At 72.9% G+C, this 19,389-nt stretch carries 13 protein-coding genes; 7 read left to right on the top strand and 6 right to left on the bottom strand.

The window, feature by feature from the left end; genetic code table 11:
• The first annotated feature begins 68 nt into the window (after positions 1–68).
• The 5 genes from BLS95_RS16720 (at position 69) to BLS95_RS16700 (ending at position 5,780) form a co-directional block, all read left to right on the top strand.
• Entirely contained in the window at positions 69–971 is a 903-nt protein-coding gene (locus BLS95_RS16720; protein WP_245765096.1) for a hypothetical protein, read from the top strand.
• Positions 965–2,140 carry a S8 family peptidase gene (locus BLS95_RS16715; RefSeq protein WP_090932154.1) on the top strand — a complete coding sequence of 392 codons (1,176 nt, stop codon included), beginning with the start codon at positions 965–967 and terminating at the stop codon, positions 2,138–2,140. Before BLS95_RS16720 ends, BLS95_RS16715 begins: the two co-directional genes overlap by 7 nt.
• 22 nt (positions 2,141–2,162) lie before the next feature.
• Complete coding sequence (locus BLS95_RS16710) at positions 2,163–2,522, top strand: hypothetical protein (RefSeq protein WP_090932151.1); 360 nt, start codon at positions 2,163–2,165, stop codon at positions 2,520–2,522.
• On the top strand, positions 2,510–2,824 hold the full coding sequence (locus BLS95_RS16705; protein ID WP_090932149.1) for an MGMT family protein: 315 nt from the start codon (positions 2,510–2,512) through the stop codon (positions 2,822–2,824). Before BLS95_RS16710 ends, BLS95_RS16705 begins: the two co-directional genes overlap by 13 nt.
• 208 nt (positions 2,825–3,032) lie before the next feature.
• Positions 3,033–5,780 (top strand): CDP-glycerol glycerophosphotransferase family protein, encoded by a 2,748-nt coding sequence (locus tag BLS95_RS16700; RefSeq protein ID WP_090932147.1) that lies wholly within the window; start codon positions 3,033–3,035, stop codon positions 5,778–5,780.
• Between the two features lie 28 nt (positions 5,781–5,808).
• Here BLS95_RS16700 and BLS95_RS16695 read toward each other — a convergent pair whose 3' ends face one another.
• Both BLS95_RS16695 and BLS95_RS16690 read right to left on the bottom strand, forming a co-directional pair.
• Positions 5,809–6,432 (bottom strand): NUDIX hydrolase, encoded by a 624-nt coding sequence (locus BLS95_RS16695; protein ID WP_090932145.1) that lies wholly within the window; start codon positions 6,430–6,432, stop codon positions 5,809–5,811.
• An 83-nt stretch (positions 6,433–6,515) separates the two neighbouring features.
• Complete coding sequence (locus BLS95_RS16690) at positions 6,516–7,178, bottom strand: class I SAM-dependent methyltransferase (protein WP_090932143.1); 663 nt, start codon at positions 7,176–7,178, stop codon at positions 6,516–6,518.
• Between the two features lie 309 nt (positions 7,179–7,487).
• Here BLS95_RS16690 and BLS95_RS16685 point away from each other — a divergent pair, with 309 nt between their 5' ends.
• Together BLS95_RS16685 and BLS95_RS16680 are read left to right on the top strand one after the other, a co-directional pair.
• Positions 7,488–10,799, top strand: a complete 3,312-nt coding sequence (locus tag BLS95_RS16685; protein ID WP_090932141.1) for an ATP-dependent DNA helicase — start codon at positions 7,488–7,490, stop codon at positions 10,797–10,799.
• Positions 10,793–14,071, top strand: a complete 3,279-nt coding sequence (locus BLS95_RS16680; protein ID WP_090932140.1) for an ATP-dependent helicase — start codon at positions 10,793–10,795, stop codon at positions 14,069–14,071. Before BLS95_RS16685 ends, BLS95_RS16680 begins: the two co-directional genes overlap by 7 nt.
• Here BLS95_RS16680 and BLS95_RS16675 read toward each other — a convergent pair.
• The 4 genes from BLS95_RS16675 to BLS95_RS16660 are packed head-to-tail and all read right to left on the bottom strand — an operon-like array spanning position 14,031 to position 19,260.
• The gene (locus tag BLS95_RS16675) at positions 14,031–15,101 is read right to left on the bottom strand and encodes a type III PLP-dependent enzyme domain-containing protein (protein WP_090932138.1); all 1,071 of its coding nucleotides are present in this window, start codon (positions 15,099–15,101) and stop codon (positions 14,031–14,033) included. The two genes, BLS95_RS16680 and BLS95_RS16675, sit on opposite strands and share 41 nt — an antisense overlap.
• Positions 15,098–16,639 carry an IucA/IucC family protein gene (locus tag BLS95_RS16670; RefSeq protein ID WP_090932136.1) on the bottom strand — a complete coding sequence of 514 codons (1,542 nt, stop codon included), beginning with the start codon at positions 16,637–16,639 and terminating at the stop codon, positions 15,098–15,100. The genes BLS95_RS16675 and BLS95_RS16670 overlap by 4 nt, the downstream gene beginning before the upstream one ends.
• Positions 16,640–18,127, bottom strand: coding sequence for an IucA/IucC family protein (locus BLS95_RS16665; protein ID WP_090932134.1), 1,488 nt, complete (start codon positions 18,125–18,127; stop codon positions 16,640–16,642). It abuts the gene before it with no gap.
• The gene (locus BLS95_RS16660) at positions 18,124–19,260 is read right to left on the bottom strand and encodes an ATP-grasp domain-containing protein (RefSeq protein ID WP_090932132.1); all 1,137 of its coding nucleotides are present in this window, start codon (positions 19,258–19,260) and stop codon (positions 18,124–18,126) included. Before BLS95_RS16660 ends, BLS95_RS16665 begins: the two co-directional genes overlap by 4 nt.
• Positions 19,261–19,389: the final 129 nt, after the last annotated feature.

The following is a 19,389-nucleotide window of genomic DNA, read 5'->3' as shown; positions in this document are numbered from 1 at the left end:
GAAGGCGGCGGACCCCGGCGTCCGCGCCGTCTCACGGGTGAGGCGACGGAGCACGGAACGAGGCGGTGGTGAACGCACGTAGGTCGACCTCAGGGCTACCACGCGCCGGGGACGAGTCCACCCCGGAACGGAAGAACCCGCTCGGCGCCACCACCGGCCGCCGATCGCGGGTGCGTTCCTGGCCCGCGGCGGACTCCCGCAAGCGCACGGCCGCCGCGCAACGTGCCGAGCAGCTCCAGCTCGAACAGGGCGTTCGCTACCGGCGCATCTTCGTGTCGCTGCTCACCGTCGTCGTGGTCGTGTCGGCCGTCGTCGTGCTACTCGGAACCGTCGGCCTGTTCACCGAGACCCGTTCCCGCCCGCTGACCCCCGACGAGCAGAACCAGTACAAGCAGGAGGAGATCGCCCGGCGCTGGGAGGCCTGGCCGGCCACCGGGGTTTTCCCGGAAGAGGTGAAATACCTCGGGCTCGACCGGGCCCAGCAGTACGCCAGGCGCGTCGGCATCGCACCCGAGACCGAGTGCGGCAAGGGCGTGGACGCCTCCGTGGCCGGCGTGCTGGAGGAACACGGCTGCGTGACCATGCTGCGGGCCACGTACGTCGACCAGACGGCCTCGTTCGTCATCACGGTCGGCGTGGCGGTGCTCAAGGACGAGGAGTCCAGGGTCTCGGCGGGCGAGGAGCTCGGCCAGGACGACCGCGTCGGCGTGCTGCCCGTCGCCTTCCCCGGCACGGTGACCGAGCGGTTCGGGCCCGAGCAGCGCCAGCGCACCGGCTGGGTGGGCGCGGGACCGTACCTGGTGTTCTCGACGGCGGGCTACGCCGACGGGCGGACCAGGGCCGCGATCCCGCCCGAGGAGATCCTGCACAGCGAGTTGTGGCCGACAGCCAAGTCGATCGGCAACCAGATCGCCTACTTCCTGGCGGACCCCCCCAAGGTGCCGCCCTGCACTCAGGGGAACGTGTGCTGACCGTCGTACGCACGCTGGCGGCCGCGCTGCTGGTGTTCGCGGGACCCGCCGCCGAACCCATCCGCGACCAGCAGCAGTGGGTGCTCGACGCGCTCAACGTCGAGCAGGCGTGGAATGTCACCAAGGGCGCCGGGGTCACCGTCGCCGTCGTGGACAGCGCGGTGGACGGCCAGGTCAAGGAACTGCGCGGGCGCGTGACCGAGGGCCCCGACATGAGCTCGGGCGTGACCAGCCGGGTAGTGGCGCCCGGCCGGCACGGCACCGCCATGGCCGGCCTGATCGCCGGCTCGGGCGCGGAGAACGGGTTCGTCGGCGTCGCCCCCGAGGCCCGCATCCTGTCGCTGCCGCTGGTCGTCGACGGCGAGCCGGATCTGGGCAACGCGCCGCTGCAGGGCGAGCAGCCCACCGCGGAGAGCCCGCTGGCCCGCGCCCTGCGCTACGCCGCCAACCACGGCGCCCAGGTCGTCAGCATGTCGATCGGCTCGTACGGCGCGCTCAGGTCCGAGCGCGAGGCCGTCTCCTACGCCCTGGGCAAGGGCGTGGTCCTGGTGGCGGCGGTGGGCAACGACGGCCAGACCACCTACGCCAAGGAGAAGTCCACCTCCTACTGGAGCTTCCCCGCGGGCTACCCGGGGGTCATCGGCGTGGCGGCCACCGACAAGCAGGGCCGGCGGGCCCCGTTCAGCAGCGACAACCTGTCCGTGCTGGTCTCCGCGCCCGGCATGGAGGTGCCGGTGGTCAAGCGCGGGACCGGCTACGAGCTGTCGGAGGGCACCAGCTCGGCCGCCGCGCTCGTGTCGGGCGTGGCCGCGCTCATCAAGGCCCGCCATCCCGGCCTGCCGCCCGAGCAGGTGGCCCAGGCCCTGGCCATGAGCGGCAGGGGCAGGCCGGCCGCCGGCTACGACGACCAGACCGGATACGGCGTGGTGGACGCCGCCGCCGCACTCAACGCCGCCGACCGGCTGACCGGCGCGCGGCGCACCGTCGAGCCGGGGATGGAGCACTTCGGGCAGGGTGAGGACTCGCCCATGCCGAGCCGCCCCGGCCCCGACCCGCTGCGGTTGGGGTTGTACGGGGGTGGCGTGCTCCTGGCCCTCGTCACGTTCTGCGGGGCGATAGTCATCCTCAACCAACGCAAGAGTGACGAACACCGTCAGCGCAACGAGTAAAGATCCGCTATGGTCGCGCGTCATGGGATACGAGCTGCGGGTGGTGCGGGAATCGCCACTCGCCTTCGCGGAGCTCGCGAGGGCCATCGCGCCGGCCGGTTTCGAGCTGCGCGGATCTGACGAGATTGTGGCCCCGCATGGGGGCGGCCGGCACGCGGTGGCCCACTGGCGGGGCCAGCTGGTCGGCGAGCCGGGCTCCGACTGGCAACTGGCCCAGCTCCTGCGGCTGTCGGCCGTGCTCGGCGCCCGGCTCGTGGGCGAGGACGGCGAGGTCTACGCGGTACGCGACGGCGTCATCGAGGCCCTGACGGGCGGCAGCGCCGTGGAGATAGGCAAGTTCGACGAGATCATCGACGCTGGGCCGTCGGCATGGAGCCCGTGAACCCCTTCGTCGAGCGGGTGCTGGACCTTGTCGAGCGCATCCCGCCCGGCAAGGTCATGGCCTACGGCGACATCGCCGAATACCTGGGCGAGGGCGGCCCCCGCCAGGTGGGCAAGGTGATGTCCACCTGGGGTGGCGGCGTGCCGTGGTGGCGGGTGGTGCACTCCGACGGCACCGGTGCCGCGCCTGACCACGTACAACGCTGCCTGGACCACTGGCGCGAGGAGGGCACTCCGCTGCGCGGCGAGCGGGTGGACATGCGCCTGGCCCGCTGGGACGGGCGTTCAGGCGATTTTCAGTAAGGCATTTGACCTGCGCATTCGCAGAACGTGCGAATCCGTGACATGTGACTCCTATTACCATGGGCAGAACACTGACGGCGGCCCGAAAGGCGGTGCCTTCCCTATGGCCACCGGCGTCCCAGCCCAGAGCCAGGGCGGCGATGCGCGCGCCGACCGCCTGAAGGCTGTCCAGGATCTTTGCGATCGTGGCGAGCCCTTGGAAGCGGTCATGCGAGCGCTCGGCCCCGGCGGTCGCGACGCGGCCTTCGACGCCGAGGTGCTCAGCGGCCCCCTGGGGGCGCGCATGGACCTCGCGATCAAGCGCGGGCCCGCGCGGCGGCGCGAACTGCTCGACCTCGTGCGCCCGTACCTGGCGGCGGTGGACGCGGGCGTCAAACGCGACCTCCCGGTCGCCCGGCGCCTTGTCTGCCACCTCATCGAGCACCGCCCGGACGAGGAGCTCGTCGAAGGCGAGACCCTCGCCAAGGTCGTGGCCGCGGCGGCCGAGCCGTCCAAGCGCATCCGCAAGGGCCTGCGCTGGTACGCCGACCTGCCCTTCCGCGACGAGCTGCCGACCGACCTCTACCGCCTGCGGCGCGCCGACATGGTGCCGGTGACCCACATCGACGACATCGTCTGGGTCAACGGCAAGCTGCGCGTCACCGGCTTCGCCTACCTGGCCGGGCTCTCCGTCCGCAGCCGCAGGTTCAACTGGGCGACCGTAGTGCTGCGGGGGCCGCGCTGGCTGCCGCCCATCCGCATGCGCACCCGCCGCGTCCTCGCGCCCGAGGCCACCCACGGCGCGCGTGAGCCGGGCTGCAACTACGACTGGTCCGGCTTCACCGCCGAGCTGAGCCCGTGGCCGCTGCGCTGGCGCGGCGGCGTGCGCGGTGCGGTGTCCGCTGTGCGCCGCCGGATGCGGCACCGGCCCTCGGTGCCCGACGCGACGACGTGGCGGGCGGAGATCGTGTTCTGGAGCCGCGGGGCGCGGGCCACCGGCCTGCTGCGCGGCTCCTCGGTCGGCCGGCCCGAGCGTCCCGCCGGGCGCAAGCTCAAGCCGGGCTGGTGGGTCAGGCCGGTCTGGACGTCCGACCGGGCGCTGCAGGTCGTGCTCCAGCCCAACAGGGCCGAGCTGTCAGGCGTGTCGGTCGACGGCGAGCGCCTCGAACTCAAGATCTTCCTGCCCGGGCGCTCGGTCACCAAGGGCCACGCCCGGCTGGGCGGTCACCGCATCGCCGCCGACTTCACGCCCGTCGAGGGCGGCACGGAGGTCGTGGTGGGGCTGGCCGTGCCGACCCTGCTGCAGGAGAAGGACGGGCGGCGGCTCTGGGTCGAGCCCAAGGGCGACCCGGCGGCCTCCGTCATGCTCGCCGACCTGGTCGAGACCCGCACACCCGTGGGGGACCGCGAGATCACCGTGCTCGGCGACCGCCGCGACCGCGTCGTCGTCTCGGCCCACCGCATCCGCCCGGTGATCACCTCGGCGGTGTGGGAAGGTTCCACGCTCGTCCTGCGCGGCGACTACCCGGACGGCCCCGGCCCCCGCACGCTGACGTTGCGCCACCGCTCGGGGCTGTCCTACCTGCTGCCGATGGAGCGCTCCGGGGCGGACTTCACCGTACGCGTCGAGCCGGCGGCCATGGACCGCTTCGGCGACGCCGTGCCGCTGGCCTCCGGCACCTGGAACATGTCGCTCCGCCACCCGTCCGGCGAGATCGTGCCGCTGCGCATGGACCACGCCGCCCTGCCGGGGCTCGACGAGGACCCGCGTACGTTCGCCGAGCGGACGTACCGCATGATCTCCACGCGGTTCGACGTGCCGGTGATCACGGTCGAGGAGGCCAGGCCGGCGGACGAGCGCGGCGTGGCGGGCACCCACGTCCTGCGCCGCGTCTTCTACCCGGCCCAGCGCACGGAGCCGCTGAACGACGCGACGGTCTACGTGGTCAACGACGGCCGCCTCTACGCCGACAGCGTGCGCTCCATCTACGAGGAGCGGCTGCGGCGCGGTGACGACCGCGAGCACATCTGGATCGTCAAGGACGGCGCGTTCGTGCCGCCGGGCAACGCGACCGTCGTACGCGCCGGCAGCCGCGAGCACCACGCCGCCCTGGCCAGGTCCCGCTACATCGTGACCAACTCCTTCCTGCCCGCCTGGTTCAGGGCGCGCGAGGATCAGGTCGTGGTGCAGGCGTGGCACGGGACCCCGGTCAAGCGCATCGGCAACGACCAGCCCCACATGGCCCGCGACCCCAAGCCCCCGATCTGGCACCGCCAGGCGGCGGAGGTACGCGGCTGGGACCTGCTGCTGTCGCAGTCCCCGTGGGCCACGCCGGTGCTGCGGCGCGCCTTCGGCTACAAGGGCGAGATCCTGGAGAGCGGGCTGCCCCGCAACGACGTCCTCAACTCGCCCGACCGGGACGAGCTGGCCGAGGCGGTGCGCGAGCGCCTGGGCCTGGTGAAGGGCAAGCGGGTCATCCTGTACGCGCCGACGTGGCGGGACTACGACCGCAAGAACGCCATGGTCAAACTGGACCTGGCCAAGGCCAGGCAGGTGCTGGGGGCCGACCACGAGATCCTGGTCCGCGCTCACCCGATGCAGGCCATGCCCGCCGTTCCCGACATCGCCCGCGACGTCACCACTTATCCGGACATGACCGATCTGCTGCTGGTGGCCGACGTCCTGGTCACGGACTACTCGTCGGTCATGTTCGACTTCGCCTGCACCGGCCGGCCGATCGTGCTGTACGGCTACGACCTGCAGAAATACTCCACGAAGCGGGGCGTCTACCTGGACCTCGCGGAGCAGGCCCCCGGTCCGGTGCTGTCCACGTCGGCGGAGGTGATCGAGGCGCTGCGCTCGATCGACCAGGTGGCCGCCGAGCACGCCGACCGCTACGAAGCCTTCCGCGCCACGTTCGCCCCACGCGACGACGGCAAGGCCACGGCCCGGGTCGTCGACCACGTCTTCTCCTGACCCCGGCCCCTCCGCGTGAGGGGCCGGGTCAGATGAGATCGGGCAGGTCGGGCAGGAGGAAACGGCGGCCGGGGTCGTGGTCGGCGGCGGGGAGGCCGTCCCGGTCGCGCGGGGCCTCGTCGCAGGGCACGCGGTCGACCAGGAGGTAGAGCAGGGCCGACAGGCTGGTCCCGCACACGACGTGGCCGCCGTCGATCAGCTCGCGGATCCTGGCCACGGGCACCCATTCCACCCGCTCGGCCTCGTGGGGGTCGGCGGGCGGCCCGATCCGGGTGGCCGAGTCGGCCCGGTAGATGTGGTGCAGGCTGTCGGACAGGCCGTTCGTCGGCTGGATGGCGAGCATCGGGCGCAGCCTTCCCGGCCGCCAGCCGGTCTCCTCCTCGAACTCCCGGGCGGCCGCCGCCTCCGGCATCTCGCCGTCCTCGACGCGCCCGATCGGGATCTCCCACCCCCAGCTGTCGGTGATGAAGCGGTGCCGCCAGAGCAGCAGCACCCGATCCCGGTCGTCGGTGACCACGGCCCCGGCGCCGGGCGCGGTGCGTACGAGGCGGTGATCGAGATGTCGTCCGTCGGGCAACTCCACATCCGCCACCCGGACGTCCAGCCACTGGTCGGCGTACAGCGTCCGCTCGGAGTGGACCAGCCAGCGCATGCGATCAGCCTCTCGCGCGGTGGGGCGTGTCGTGACGCTACGTTACAAGGGCCGACACTCCGTGGGCGAGGAGCTGCGCCGGTTCACTTCTGGAGTTCGACGTCCAGCGACAGCGGCGACTGCCGGATGTCACACGTACGGAAGTCGGTACGCGAGACGAGCTCCTCCAACTGGCCCTTCAGGTAGGCCCGCCGCGGCAGGAACGACTGCAGCGCGTACCGGATGAACACCTTGGAGAGCGCCCCCGCCCGCATCCGCGCCACGTCGGCCGCCACGGCCTCCTTGGACACGTCCTTGCGCAAGTCGTTGATGAGCACGCGGCCACCCGGCCGCAGCACCCGGTGCATCTCGCGGAGCGCTCCGGCCGGGTCGGAGAAGTTCTTGAACGCGGCGCAGCAGACGATGAAGTCGAAGCTCTCGTCGTCGAACGGCATCGCCGACGCGTTCCCATGCCGGAAGTCGGCCGCCACCCCGGCCTCGGCGGCCTTCTCCCCGGCGATCCTTACGAAGGTCTCGCTGATGTCGAGCCCCGTGACCGTGTAGTCGCCGGTCGCGGCCAGGGCGATGGACAGGTATCCGGGCCCCGGGGCCACTTCGAGGATCTCCGCGCCGGCGGGGGCGAGCCGCCGGACCGCGTCGATCTGCGCCTCGAACCTCGAGGTGTCCTTGGCGGTGCTGGTCGCGTACCAGCGGGCGATCGGGCCTTCCATGCCGACGCCCCGGTATCCCTTGTCGGTCCTCGTCATCGCGCTCTCCCTCGGTTCTCGGGTCTACGCCCAACACGATATATCTCGTGTCTCTCATGTCAAGATATATCGCGGATTGGGGGAGAGGTCGCCGTGATGCCCCCAGGCGCGGCCACGCCCTTGGCGAACAACGCGCCCGGCGTGTCGCGAAGAATCCTGATATCTAGCTGGGTAACGTTGGCGGATTCGCGTGGGGAGACCGGGCAAGTCGGCACGATCTACCCCTGTGGTCTGGTGGAATCTAGTGCTGTGAGTGGTCAGACCTGGCGGTTGGTGCGCCGTGGCAGCGGCGGCCCAGTTGAGCCCCCTGTGCTGGATGAGCACCAGCGTGCCGTGGTCGAGCACCAGAGCGGCCCCCTCCTCGTCCTCGCTGGTCCGGGCACCGGCAAGACCACCACGATCGTGGAGAGCGTGGTCGACAGGATCGAGCGCCGCGGCCTCGACCCCGAGCGCGTCCTCATCCTCACCTTCAGCCGCAAGGCGGCGGGCGAGCTGCGCGAGCGCGTCACCGGCCGGCTGCGCCGCACCACCCGCACCCCGCTCGCCCTGACCTTCCACTCCTACGCCTACGCGCTCCTGCGCCGCGAGGCGGTGCTCGACGGCAGGCCCCCGCCCCGGCTCCTCACCGGGCCTGAGCAACTGCTGGAGATCCGCCGGCTGCTCCACGGCGAGCTGGAGAACGGCGGGCTGGACTGGCCGGTGTCGCTGCGCGAGCCGCTCAAGACCCGCGGATTCGCCGAGGAGCTGCGCGACTTCCTGTCCAGGGCCAACGAGCGCGGGCTCGACGGCGAGCGCCTGGTCGCGCTCGGCAGGCAGCACGGCAGGAGCGACTGGGTGGCGGCCGGCCGCTTCTTCGAGCGCTACCAGGACAGGTTCGACCTTGCTCCGGAGGAGACCTACGACTACGCCGAGCTGGTCGCGGCCGCCTCCGCGCTGCTGGCCAGGCCGGAGGTGCGGGCGCGTGAGCGGGCCGCGCACGACGCGATCTTCGTGGACGAATACCAGGACACCGACCCGGCGCAGGAGCTGCTGCTGGCCCAGCTGGCCGGCGACGGGCGCGACCTGGTCGCGGTGGGCGACCCCGACCAGTCGATCTACGGCTTCCGTGGCGCCGACGTGCACGGCATCATGAAGTTCCCCGAGCGCTTCCCGACCCGTGACGGCCGCGAGGCCCCCGTGCTCGCGCTGCGGGTGTGCCGCAGGAGCGGCGCCGACCTGCTGGAGGCCTCCCGCCGGGTGGCCGCCCGCCTGCCCGTCGCGCCCCGGCCCGACCACGTCTACGGCCACGAGCATGGTCACCGCGACCTGGTGGCGCTGCCGGAGGTCGAGGCGGGCGAGGCGCGCGTGCTGCTGGCCGACAGCACCAGCCAGGAGGCGGCCATCGTCGCCGACACGCTGCGCCGTGCCCACCTGATCGACGGGGTGCCGTGGCACCGCATGGCGGTGTTGGTCCGTTCGGCCCGGCGGCAGGTGCCGCTGCTGCGGCGGGCGCTGGTCAACGCCGGCGTGCCGACGATGATCGCGGGCGACGAGGTGCCGATCGCCCAGGAGCCCGGTGTCCGGCCGCTGCTCACGATGCTCAAGGTGGCGATGGATCCCGCGCAGCTCGACGAGGGGGTGGCCGAGGAGCTGCTGACGGGCCCGCTCGGCGGCACGGACATGATCGGCGTACGCCGCCTCCGCCGCGCCCTCAAGATCGCCGAGAACGAGGCCACGAACGCCGACCCCCCCACCGCCACCCCGCAGCCCGCCGACGGCCCCGAGACCCCGCCGCAGCCTGCCGACGGCTCCCAGACCGCGCCGCAGCCCCCCGGGGACTCCGAGGCCCCGCCGAAGCTTGCCGACGGCTCTCAGGCCGCGCCGCAGCCCCCCGAGGACTCCCAGGCCGCGCCGCTGCCCGGCGACGGTGGTTCCCGTGCCGGGGCGCGGTCGTCCGGGGAGTTGCTCGTCGCGGCCGTGCAGGACCCGCGCGAGCTCACCCGGATCGAGCCGCACGTCGCCCTGCCCGCCGAACGCGTCGCCAGGCTGCTGCAGGCCGCCAAGGAGGCCGTTCGCGAGCAGGGCACCGCGGAGGACCTGCTCTGGGCCGTGTGGCACGGCAGCGGCCTGGCCCAGCGCTGGACCGACCTGAGCCTGTCGGGCGGCCCCAGGGGCGCCCAGGCCGACCGCGACCTCGACGCCGTGGTGGCGCTGTTCGACCACGCGGCCAGGTTCGTGGACCGGATGCCCAAGGCGGGGCCGGAGGTGTTCATCGACGACCTGGCGGCCCAGGAGATCCCCGGCGACACGCTGGCCGACCGGGCTCCCGACGGCGACGCCGTACGCGTGCTGACCGCCCACCGCTCCAAGGGCCTCGAATGGGACGTCGTGGTGGTCGCCGGCGTGCAGGAAGGGGTCTGGCCCGACCTGCGCCTGCGCGGGTCGATGCTGGGTGTGGAGGACCTCGTCGAGGTGGTCGAGGGCGCGGAGCCGAGCGCCGCGTCGCTGACCTCCAAGCTGCTGGCCGAGGAGCGCAGGCTGTTCTACGTGGCCGTCACCAGGGCCAGGCGCCGGCTGGTGGTGACGGCGGTGGGCGGCGAGGACACCGACGAGCGGCCGTCCAGGTTCCTGACGGAGCTGATGCCGGGCGCCGTCGAGTCGGCCACGGTCGACGACCGGGCGCGCTGGCTGAACATGCCGGCCCTGGTCGCCGACCTCCGCAGCGCGGTGACCGACCCCACCAAGCCCGCGACGGTCCGGCGCGAGGCGGCGCGGCAGCTCGCCCGCCTGGCCGCCGCCGGCGTCCAGGGCGCCCACCCCAACGACTGGTACGCCCTGACCCCCATCTCCGACGACCGCCCGCTGAGCTGGCCCGACGACATCGTGAGCATCTCGCCCTCGGCGGTCGAGAGCTTCACCAAGTGCGGCCTGCGCTGGCTCCTGGAGACCGCGGTCGGCGCCGCGGGCACCAGCACCGCGCAGGGCCTGGGCAACGTCATCCACGCGCTGGCCGTGCTGGCCGCCACCGACCTGCCCAGCGAGGACCTGCTGGGCGACCGCCTCGACCGGATCTGGGGCGAGCTCGACTTCGGCGGCACCTGGTACAACCGCAAGCAGCGCCAGGTCGCCGAGCAGATGATCGGCAAGTTCCTGCGCTGGCAGAAGGACAACCCGCGCGAGCTGAAGGCCCTGGAGGAGTCCTTCATCGCCATGGTCTCCGAAGGCGTGCAGATCAAGGGCCGGGTCGACCGCGTGGAGAGCGACGAGGACGGCCGCGCGGTGATCATCGACCTCAAGACCGGCGGCTCCAAGCCCAAGGCCGGAGATCTCGACCGCCACCCGCAGCTCGGCGTCTACCAGCTCGCCGCGCTGCTCGGGGCCTTCGCCCGGCACGGCATGACCGAGCCGGGCGGTGCCGCGCTGGTGCAGCTCGGCAAGGCGGCGGGCAAGAACGCCGCCCTGGAGCAGACGCAGGGCGCGCTGGCCGAGGACAGGGACCCTGGCTGGGCCAAGGACCTGGTCGACACGGTGGCGACCGGCATGTCGGGCCCGTTCTTCCAGGCCAAGGTCAACGACGGCTGCCGCACGTGCGCGGCCAGGGCGAGCTGCCCGGTCAACGACAACGGGGGCCAGGTGTGCTGACCCCCGTCGAGCTCGCCGACAAGCTCGGCATCCTGCCCCCCACCCGCGAGCAGGCCGAGGTCATCGAGTCCCCGCTGGAGCCGATGGTCGTCATGGCGGGCGCCGGCTCGGGCAAGAGCGAGACCATGGCGGGACGGGTGGTCTGGCTCGTGGCCAACGGCCTGGTCAAGCCGGAAAACGTGCTCGGCCTGACGTTCACCCGCAAGGCCGCCGCCGAGCTGGCCACCCGGGTCAGGGAGCGGCTCAACGGCCTGGCGGAGGCTGGTCTGGCCGAGCCCGGCACGGTGGACAACGAGCCGACCGTCTCCACCTACCACGCCTACGCCGCCCGCCTGGTCACCGACCACGCGCTGCGCGAGGGCCTGGAGCCCACCATGCGCCTGGTCACCCCGGCCGTGTCGTGGCAGCTCGCCTCGCGGGTGGTGGCGATGTACGACGGGCCGATGGACAAGATCGAGCTGGGCCCGCCCTCGGTCACGGCCGCCGTGCTGGAGCTGGCCGGCGAGCTGTCCGAGCACCTGCGCACCGCCTCCGACGTGCGCCGGGTGGGGGAGTGGCTGCGGGAGCGCTACGACGCCCTGCCGGGCCGGCGGGTGGCCGCGCAGGGCCGGCCGGTCAGCGTCCACGCGGCCAGGGAGCAGTTGCTGCCGCTGGTGGAGGCGTACGAGCGGCTCAAGCGCGGCCGCGAGGTCATCGACTACGGCGACCAGATGTCGCTGGCCGCCAGGATCGCCGCGAACCACAAGGAGGTGGGCGAGATGGAACGCTCGCGCTACTCCGTGGTCCTGCTGGACGAATACCAGGACACCAGCCACGCCCAGCTCGTCCTGCTCCGCTCCCTCTACGGCGGCGGCCACCCGGTCACGGCCGTCGGCGACCCGTGCCAGTCGATCTACGGCTGGCGCGGCGCCTCCGCCGGCAACCTGCGGCGCTTCCCCAGGGACTTCCGGACCAGCACCGGCGATCCCGCGGAGGTGCGCCAGCTCAGCGTCAGCTTCCGCAACGGCGACCGCGTCCTCGACGTCGCCGCCCGCGTGCAGCTGCCGCTCCGCATGGAGGCCCGCGAGGTCCCCGTCCTGGTCCCCGGCCCCAACCGGGTGGAGCGTGGCCGCGTCACCTGCGCCTTCCACGAGACCGCCGACGACGAGGCCGGCTGGATCGCCGACGGCATAGCCAGGATCCTCGGCCAGGAGGTCGCCCCCGACGGCATGCCGTGGGGCGAGAAGGAGCGGAAGAAGACGCTCGCCGTCCAGCCCCAGGACGTGGCGATCCTGGCCAGGAAACGCTCGCAGTTCCCGGCGCTGCGCCGGGCGCTCGAAGCGCGGGACATCCCGGTCGAGGTGGTCGGTCTCGGCGGCCTGCTGACCGTGCCCGAGGTCAACGACATCGTCGCCACGCTCCGCGTCCTGTACGACCCGACGGCCGGCGACGCGCTGGCCAGGCTGCTGGCCGGGCCGCGCTGGCGGATCGGCCCGGCCGACCTGCGGGTGCTGGGCGAGCACGCCAGGGAGCTGGCCCGCGAGCTGAGCGAGAGCCATCGCGAGGAGGACCCGCTCGACCAGGTGGTGGCCGACATGGCCGGGGAACGCGGCAGCCTGATCGACGCCCTGGACGAGCTGCCCGACCGGGCGGAGTGGCTGGAGCCGCTCTCGCCGCTGGCCCGCACCCGGCTCGTCCCGCTCGCCCACGAGCTGCGCCAGCTGCGTGCCCACACCGCGCAGCCGCTGCCCGACCTGATCACCGAGGTGGAGCGCAGGCTCGGCCTGGACGTCGAGGTGGCCGCCCGCAGCGGCAACGCCGGCGCGTTCGCCGCGCGGGCCGACCTCGACGCGTTCCTCGACTCCGCCTCCCGGTTCGCGGGCGACGCGGAGGATCCGACGCTCGGGGCGTTCCTGGCCTATCTCCAGGCGGCGGAGACCGAGGAGTTCGGCCTGGAGGCGGGCCGGGTGGGAGAGAGCAACAGCGTCAAGCTGATGACCGTGCACGCCTCCAAGGGCCTGGAGTGGCCGATCGTGGTGGTGCCGGGCCTGTCGCAGCTCGTCAGCTCGAAGGGGACGATCGCGACGGGCAGCATGTTCCCCGCCACCCCCGTGATGAACAGCCGCTGGACCGAAAATCCCCGCAAGCTGCCCTACGCCCTGCGCGGCGACGCCGCCGACCTGCCCCGGCTGGCCGGGCTGAGCAAGGAAGAGCTGGCCGCGTTCGACGAACAGTGCCGCGACCGCGACCTGATGGAGGAGCGCAGGCTGGCCTACGTGGCCGTCACCCGCGCCCACTACCACCTGATCGCCTCCGGCTACCGCTGGGGCACCGCCACCAAGCCGCTGGAGCCCTCCGACTTCCTGCTGGAGATCCGCGACACCGCCGACCGGGTCGCGTTCTGGGCCGAGGACCTGGCGGAGGGCGCCACCAACCCGCTGCTCGCCGAGCCCGCCGAGGCCATCTGGCCGGTCACGCCCGAGGGCCTGCGCTACGAGTCCGTGCTCGACGGCGCCCGGCTGGTCGAGGACGCCCTGGCGGGCACGCTCGCGACCGGTGACGAGGAGGAGCCATTGCGGGCGTACGAAGAGGAGCGCCTGCGGGCCTGGGAACGCGACACCGAGCTGCTGCTGCGCGAGCGCGAGATGCACCGCCGCAAGCCCGCCACGATCGTCGAGCTGCCGGCCAAGCTGACCGTGTCGTCACTGGTCACGCTGGCCGCCGACCCGCGCGAGCTGGCCCGCAGGATCCGCCGGCCGGTCCCGGTCAAGCCCGCGCCGCTGGCCCGCCGCGGCACGTCGTTCCACAAGTGGCTGGAGACGCGCTGGGACCAGCAGCGGCTGATCGACGACATCGAGCTGTACGACGAGCTCGAAGAGGCCGACGTACGCCTGGCGGAGCTGCAGGAGCGGTTCGAGGAGAGCGAGTGGGCCGACCAGCGGCCGGTGGATCTCGAGGTGCCGTTCGAGACCATGATCGCCGATCGGGTGGTGCGCGGCCGGATGGACGCCGTGTTCGAGCTGCCCGACGGCGGCTACGAGGTCGTCGACTGGAAGACCGGGACCCCGCCCAGGGGCAAGGCCGCCAGGGCCGCCACCGTGCAGCTGGCCGCCTACCGGCTGGCCTGGTCGCACCTGGCGGGCGTGCCGCTGGAGAAGGTGCGGGCGGCCTTTCACTACGTCCGCGCCAACCGGACCGTGCGCCCGGTCGACCTGCTCGACGCCGACGGCCTGGTCGCGCTCATCGAGGCGGTCACCCCGCTAGATAGTGGAACGCCGGCTTCGGATGCATGAGGAAGTCGTGGTGGGAGATGTTCCAGGCGTAGGCGCCGGCCATCTCGAAGACCACGGTGTCCCCGACGCGGACAGTCGTCACGATATTTCGGGCGAAAACATCCTTCGGGGTGCACAGCTGGCCGACGAACGTGACCGGCTCGTCGGCCGGCCCCCGCCCCAGGCCGGTGGGGACGACGGTGACGGGCTGGTCGTGGCCCTTGGTCACCGGGGTCCGCAGGTGATGGGTGCCGCCGAGCAGCACCGCGTACGCCTGGCCGCGCACCCGCTTCACGTCCACGACCTTGGTGACGTAGTAGCCACAGTAGGCGGTCAGCGCCCGGCCCGGCTCGATCCGCAGCCGCCGCCCGCCGCGCAGCGCCGCCAGCCCGGCCCCGTACGCCTCCCAGTCGAACCGGGTGTCGGGCGCGGCATACGAGACCGCCATGCCGCCCCCCAGGTTGACCTCCTCGTAGTCGCCGTCCAGCAACGCGCCCGCCAGCCCGATCAGCTGCCCCGCGTCCAGACCGCTGGCCAGGTGGGTGTGCAGGCCGCGCAGCCGTACGCGGTCGGTGAAGAGCGCCAGGCACTCCGCCGCGCCGTCCTCGTCCATGCCGAACGGCCCGCTCATGGTCAGCGCCGCGCCCTCGACGGGCAGGTCCGGGTTCAGCCGGAGCAGCACGTCGGCCCGCAGGCCGGTGGCGACCAGGCGGCGCAGCTCGTTCGGGGACTCGACGTGGATGCGGTGGTGTGGCAGGCGCAGCTCGGCGTCGGTCTTGCCGGGCCCGCCCAGCGCCACCGGCATGCCCGGGAACAGGCTCGTGACGTGCGCGTGCTCGCCCCCCGACGAGACCTCCCACCCGTCCACGTGCGCGGCCAGCACCCGCAGCAACTCGGCGTCCGGGTTGGCCTTGACGGCGTAGTACAGCTCGGTCGCCCCCATCGCCCGCCGCACGGCCGCGGCGTGCTCGTCCAGCGCCGGCAGGTCGTAGAGGTAGGCGGGGGCCGTGGGCAGGCGCAAAGCCGCGTCCAGGACGCGCGGGCCGATCATGCGAGCGGATTCCCGATCGGCACGTAACCGGCGGTCCGATCGGCCGCCCTGGCCCAGCGCACGCCCAGGTTGGCCTTGGCCGGCAGTGGCGCCCCGGCCAGCAGGTCAAGCAGCCACGGCGGCCGGCCCAGCGCGTCGGCCTGCCGGGAGAGCAGGCCGCGGGCGATCCGCCACAATTCGCGCAGCAGTTCGTCGTCGGGGCCCGCGAGGGTGGCGGCGATCTCGGTGAGGTGGTTGACGAGCAGGCAGTAGACCACCCTGGCCCAGCCGCGCTCGGCGTCGTGGGTGAGGGCTCCGGCTACGTCGGGGTGCAGGCCGCCGAGGTCGTGGCGGCCCGCGACGAGCTTGACGCCCTCCAGGTCACGGAAGACGGCCCGCGCCGGCATCCCGGCCGGGTCCAGGCCGACCAGGACGTTCTGCAGATGGCACTCCAGCACGACACCGTGCGTGAAGTACAGCTCCAGCACCGGCAACGCCACCACGGTGACGTACGCCGACCACCAGGCGAACGGCTCCCCGGCCGGGGCGTCCAGGGTGAGCGCGGCGGCCAGGACCGGGGTGACGCCGGGCCCGCACACCGACCAGGGGCTCCGCCTGACGATCACCCCGAGACCCTCGTGCAGCCTCGTGCCGAGGGCCGCCGTGCGGTAGCCGGGCTCGGGCAGCCAGCGGGTCCCGGGATGAACCCCGGCCACCTTCTCGAAGATCGGTTCGAGCCGTGCGGTCAGGTCCACCGCCCCGGCCAGCTCGTACCAGGCGTTCTTCCGCACGCAGTTCGTGATCCGCACGTCCAGGGAGAACTTCAGGCACACCTCCGCCGCCGGCACGTACACCGTCCGTACGGACGAGGTCGGCCGCGCCACCGGCCCCGGTCCCAGATCGACCAGCTCGGCCCCGAGCGCGGGCCGCAGCAGTTCGAGCTGCCAGGGATGCGCGGGCAGCACCCGGAACCCGGCGGGCGCGTCCCCCAGCGCGTCCAGCGCGGACACGTCCCCGTCGGCCGCCACGACGTCCTCGCGCACGCCGAGCAGCCTGAGGGGGAACTCGGCATGGGTCTCGGGCGCGTACCGCAACCAGCCGTCCCCGCCACGCGCCTTGGGACTGGGATGGAAGGGATGCCCGAACACGAGCGCCTGCTCGGAGGCCAGCCACGGATCGGCCGGCGGCATCCGCCCGGCGCGGGCCGACAGGATCGCGGCCATCGCGTCCCTGCTGGCGGCCACCTGCCCGGCGAACTCCGCATTGTGCCCCGTGGTCTCCCGCAGGTCGGTCTCGGCCAATCCGATCAGCTCGCCGGTCGTCAGCGGCCGCCAGGCCCCGCCGTCGAGCCGCTCCGGCGCGCCGTCGAAGCGCAGTGCCGCGCCGCCGTGGGTACGGGCCCGCAGCAGCACGCCCGCCACCCGCAGCAGCACGTACGGCGGCGCCGGCCAGACCAGGCCGCGCGGCCCGGCCACCTCCCGCACGCAACAGCGCAGCAGGGCCGCCAGCGTCGCCTCCTCGGCCACGGCGGAGGGCGCGTCGATGGCCAGTCCAGGCATTCAAGCTCTCCTCAGGTAGTTGGGCCCGCTGGTGCCGTAGAACTTGTTGACGTCGCGCGCGCCCGAACGTTCCTTGGCCACGAGGGTCCCCGCGGTGATCATCGATTTGCCGGTCAGCCGGGCGGCGTCGAGTGTCCTGGCCCGCAGGAGCCTGGCCATGGGGTCGTCGCCGTACTCGTCGAGGGCCTCGGCCAGCGTGTCGCGCAGCAGCGCCGCCGCCCTGGCCCGCGGCATCGCCCCGAACACCACCGAGGCCGCGGCCAGGTGCAGCGTGATCGTGACGAACACGTCGGCGAGCGCGTGCGGGTCGTCGTTCAGCATCCGCCGGTCCGCGAACTCCGGCACCGCGATCCCGGCGGCGGCCAGTCGCGACGGCGCGGCCAGCAGCCCGTCATTGTCCTTGACCAGCAGCCGCATACGGTCGCCGGAAAGGACCAGGGCGAGGTTCTGCTGGTGCGCCTCCAGGGCCACGCCGTAGCGCACGAAGAGCCGTACGTTCCAGCGCAGCAGCAGCCGCAGGTAGCCGGGCAGCACGTCGCTCAGCTCGTCGAGCACCCCCGGGGCGTTGAGCGCGGCGACCGGCACGATCCGCCCCTCGGGCAGCCGCCGGACCATCCAGGCCAGGAACTCGTGCCCGGCCTGCGCATATGTCTGCTCGTCGGCGACCAGCACGTCCGGGTCCGCCAGCTCGCGCAGCAGCCACTCCGCCCTGGCCCCGTCCGCAAGCGTGCCCGGCCTGATCGAGCGCCGGTTGCGGACCCCCAGCGTGCTGATCGGCAGCGGCAGCTTCAGGTGGAGGCGGGGCCCGACCTCGACGGTACGCATGGACAGGGTGGGCCGCACGCCGACCGCGGCCTCCGTCAGCACCCGCACCCCGGCGATCTTCCGCACCTCGGCCACGGCCAGCGGATGCACCGGGAACAGCACCTCGTCGTCCCCGACCGCCCAACCCGGCGCCACGTCGTCCGGGAGGCGGTCGGCGGAGCCCGGCGCGAGCGCCCGCCGCGGCACCGCCGCCCACCGCAGCCGGAACGTGGGCGCGAACTCGGGCGCGTAGGCCAGCAGCTCGTCCTCCGACAGCCCCACCCGCGCCCGGGAGGTCGGGTAGACCGGATGATCGAGGCACGCGGCCAGCGTCTCCAAGGAGGGCCGCCCACCGAGCACCTCACCCGCCCGCGCGTCGTGCAGCTCCAGGGCCGTCAGGGCCGCCAGGCACTCCTCGAAGAAGGCGGCCACCCCGTCGGCGTCGGCCGGGTCGGCCACCTCCACCAGGGTCTCCAGGACCTGTTCCAGCCCGAGCCGCTCGTCCTGCGCGACCACGAAGTCCTGGAAGAGCACGCCCGGCGACAGGCGTACCCACCGCCCGTCCGCCAGCGGCAGCCCGACGCCGTCCCTGGTCCTGGTGATCCGCGCGGCCAGCCCGCCGTAGTTCTCGCGCAGCAGGGCGTCCAGCACCCGGGCCGCCAGATAGGCCTCGCGGCCGCTCATTCGACCACCCAGGGCCGGGCGGCCCGGTAATCCTCGATGGCCGCGTCCACCCGCTCCCGATCGGGCCCGACCGCTCGTACGACGCCCAGATAGTCCCGGTTCGTATGGGTGATGGAGACCGGGTCGCCCACGCCGAGCAGCGGCCGGTGCCACAACCGCACGTCACCGCTGACGGCGGTTTCGTGCCCCGGGGCCGCCTTGACCGTGCCCGGCCGGTCCGCGAGCACGCTGACCGCGCTCCCATGCCCGGATATTTCGGGGATCGGAGGTACGGGCTCTCCGAGATGCACCCGCAGGATCCACTCGAACAAGGGCACCCCGAGCAGTTCCCCCAGCAGGAAGTCGCAATGATCCCCGATCGCCCGGTAGTTCACCTCGACGACGCGAGGTCCGCCGGCGGTGACCACGTACTCGGTGTGGCAGGCCCCGAACCCCACCCCCAACGCCCGCAACGCCGCCAGCACGTGCTCATGCGGCCCGTCGGGCGCCCAGTCCAGCCGTTCCTCCACGAAGTACGGCAGGGCTCCCAAGGTCGTCTGGAACCCCCCGAGCACCCGCTCCCCGTCGGCGTCCCCCAGGGTCTCCAGCGTGCGCAGCGGCCCTTCGAGATACTCCTCCACGACCAGCGCCTCGCCCGGCCGCCGCCGCCCGACCTCGGCCACGGCGCTCGCAAGGTCCCGCTCGACCAGCATGACGTCCTCGCTGGCCACCCCCTCGCGGGGCTTCAACACGACCGGGTACGGCACCCGCGCCGGCACCGGGTCACCCGGCGCGAGCCGTACCGAGAAGACCTGTTCCACCCCCGCCTGGAGGAGCCGGCGTCGCATCAGGAACTTGTTCTTGGCCGCCGCGCAGGCCCGCCAGTCCTTGCCGGGCAGCCCGAAATACGACGCCGCCAGCGCAGTCTCCACCTGCAGGTGGTCGGAGTTGGAGAAGATCGCGTCCGGCCGGCCGAGGTCCTCGATGGCGTCGATCAGGGCCCGCGGGTCGCGCACGTCGCACCGCACCGCGTGCGGATGCCGCTCCGGCCGATCCGTCAGGATCGTCACCTCGCACCCCAGCGCGCGAGCCGCCGGCAGGAAGCCGTCCGTCACGGAGTCGGTCGGCTTGAGCGCCGTCACGTAGAGCCGCACTGCGATGGCACCCCCGAAGAAGAATCAGGTAAGGCTAACCTAACTCGATGATCTTAACCTCGGAGCGATCACTGTGGGGCCCGGATACCGTAATCGGCGGCTAACTGCGAGGTCATAGGATGACATCGG

Source organism: Nonomuraea jiangxiensis, assembly GCF_900099965.1.
In the GTDB taxonomy this organism is placed as follows: domain Bacteria; phylum Actinomycetota; class Actinomycetes; order Streptosporangiales; family Streptosporangiaceae; genus Nonomuraea; species Nonomuraea jiangxiensis.
Note: the sequence above shows the minus strand (reverse complement) of the source record. Positions and strands in the feature narration are given on the sequence as shown.

What these genes read in the sequence shown, in the direction of transcription:
- BLS95_RS16710 (WP_090932151.1), top strand. Translation starts at nt 2,163, where the DNA reads ATGGGATACGAGCTGCGGGTGGTGCGGGAATCGCCACTCGCCTTCGCG.
- BLS95_RS16690 (WP_090932143.1), bottom strand. Translation starts at nt 7,178, where the DNA reads ATGACGAGGACCGACAAGGGATACCGGGGCGTCGGCATGGAAGGCCCG.
- BLS95_RS16675 (WP_090932138.1), bottom strand. Translation starts at nt 15,101, where the DNA reads ATGATCGGCCCGCGCGTCCTGGACGCGGCTTTGCGCCTGCCCACGGCC.
- BLS95_RS16705 (WP_090932149.1), top strand. Translation starts at nt 2,510, where the DNA reads ATGGAGCCCGTGAACCCCTTCGTCGAGCGGGTGCTGGACCTTGTCGAG.
- BLS95_RS16670 (WP_090932136.1), bottom strand. Translation starts at nt 16,639, where the DNA reads ATGCCTGGACTGGCCATCGACGCGCCCTCCGCCGTGGCCGAGGAGGCG.
- BLS95_RS16695 (WP_090932145.1), bottom strand. Translation starts at nt 6,432, where the DNA reads ATGCGCTGGCTGGTCCACTCCGAGCGGACGCTGTACGCCGACCAGTGG.
- BLS95_RS16700 (WP_090932147.1), top strand. Translation starts at nt 3,033, where the DNA reads ATGCGAGCGCTCGGCCCCGGCGGTCGCGACGCGGCCTTCGACGCCGAG.
- BLS95_RS16665 (WP_090932134.1), bottom strand. Translation starts at nt 18,127, where the DNA reads ATGAGCGGCCGCGAGGCCTATCTGGCGGCCCGGGTGCTGGACGCCCTG.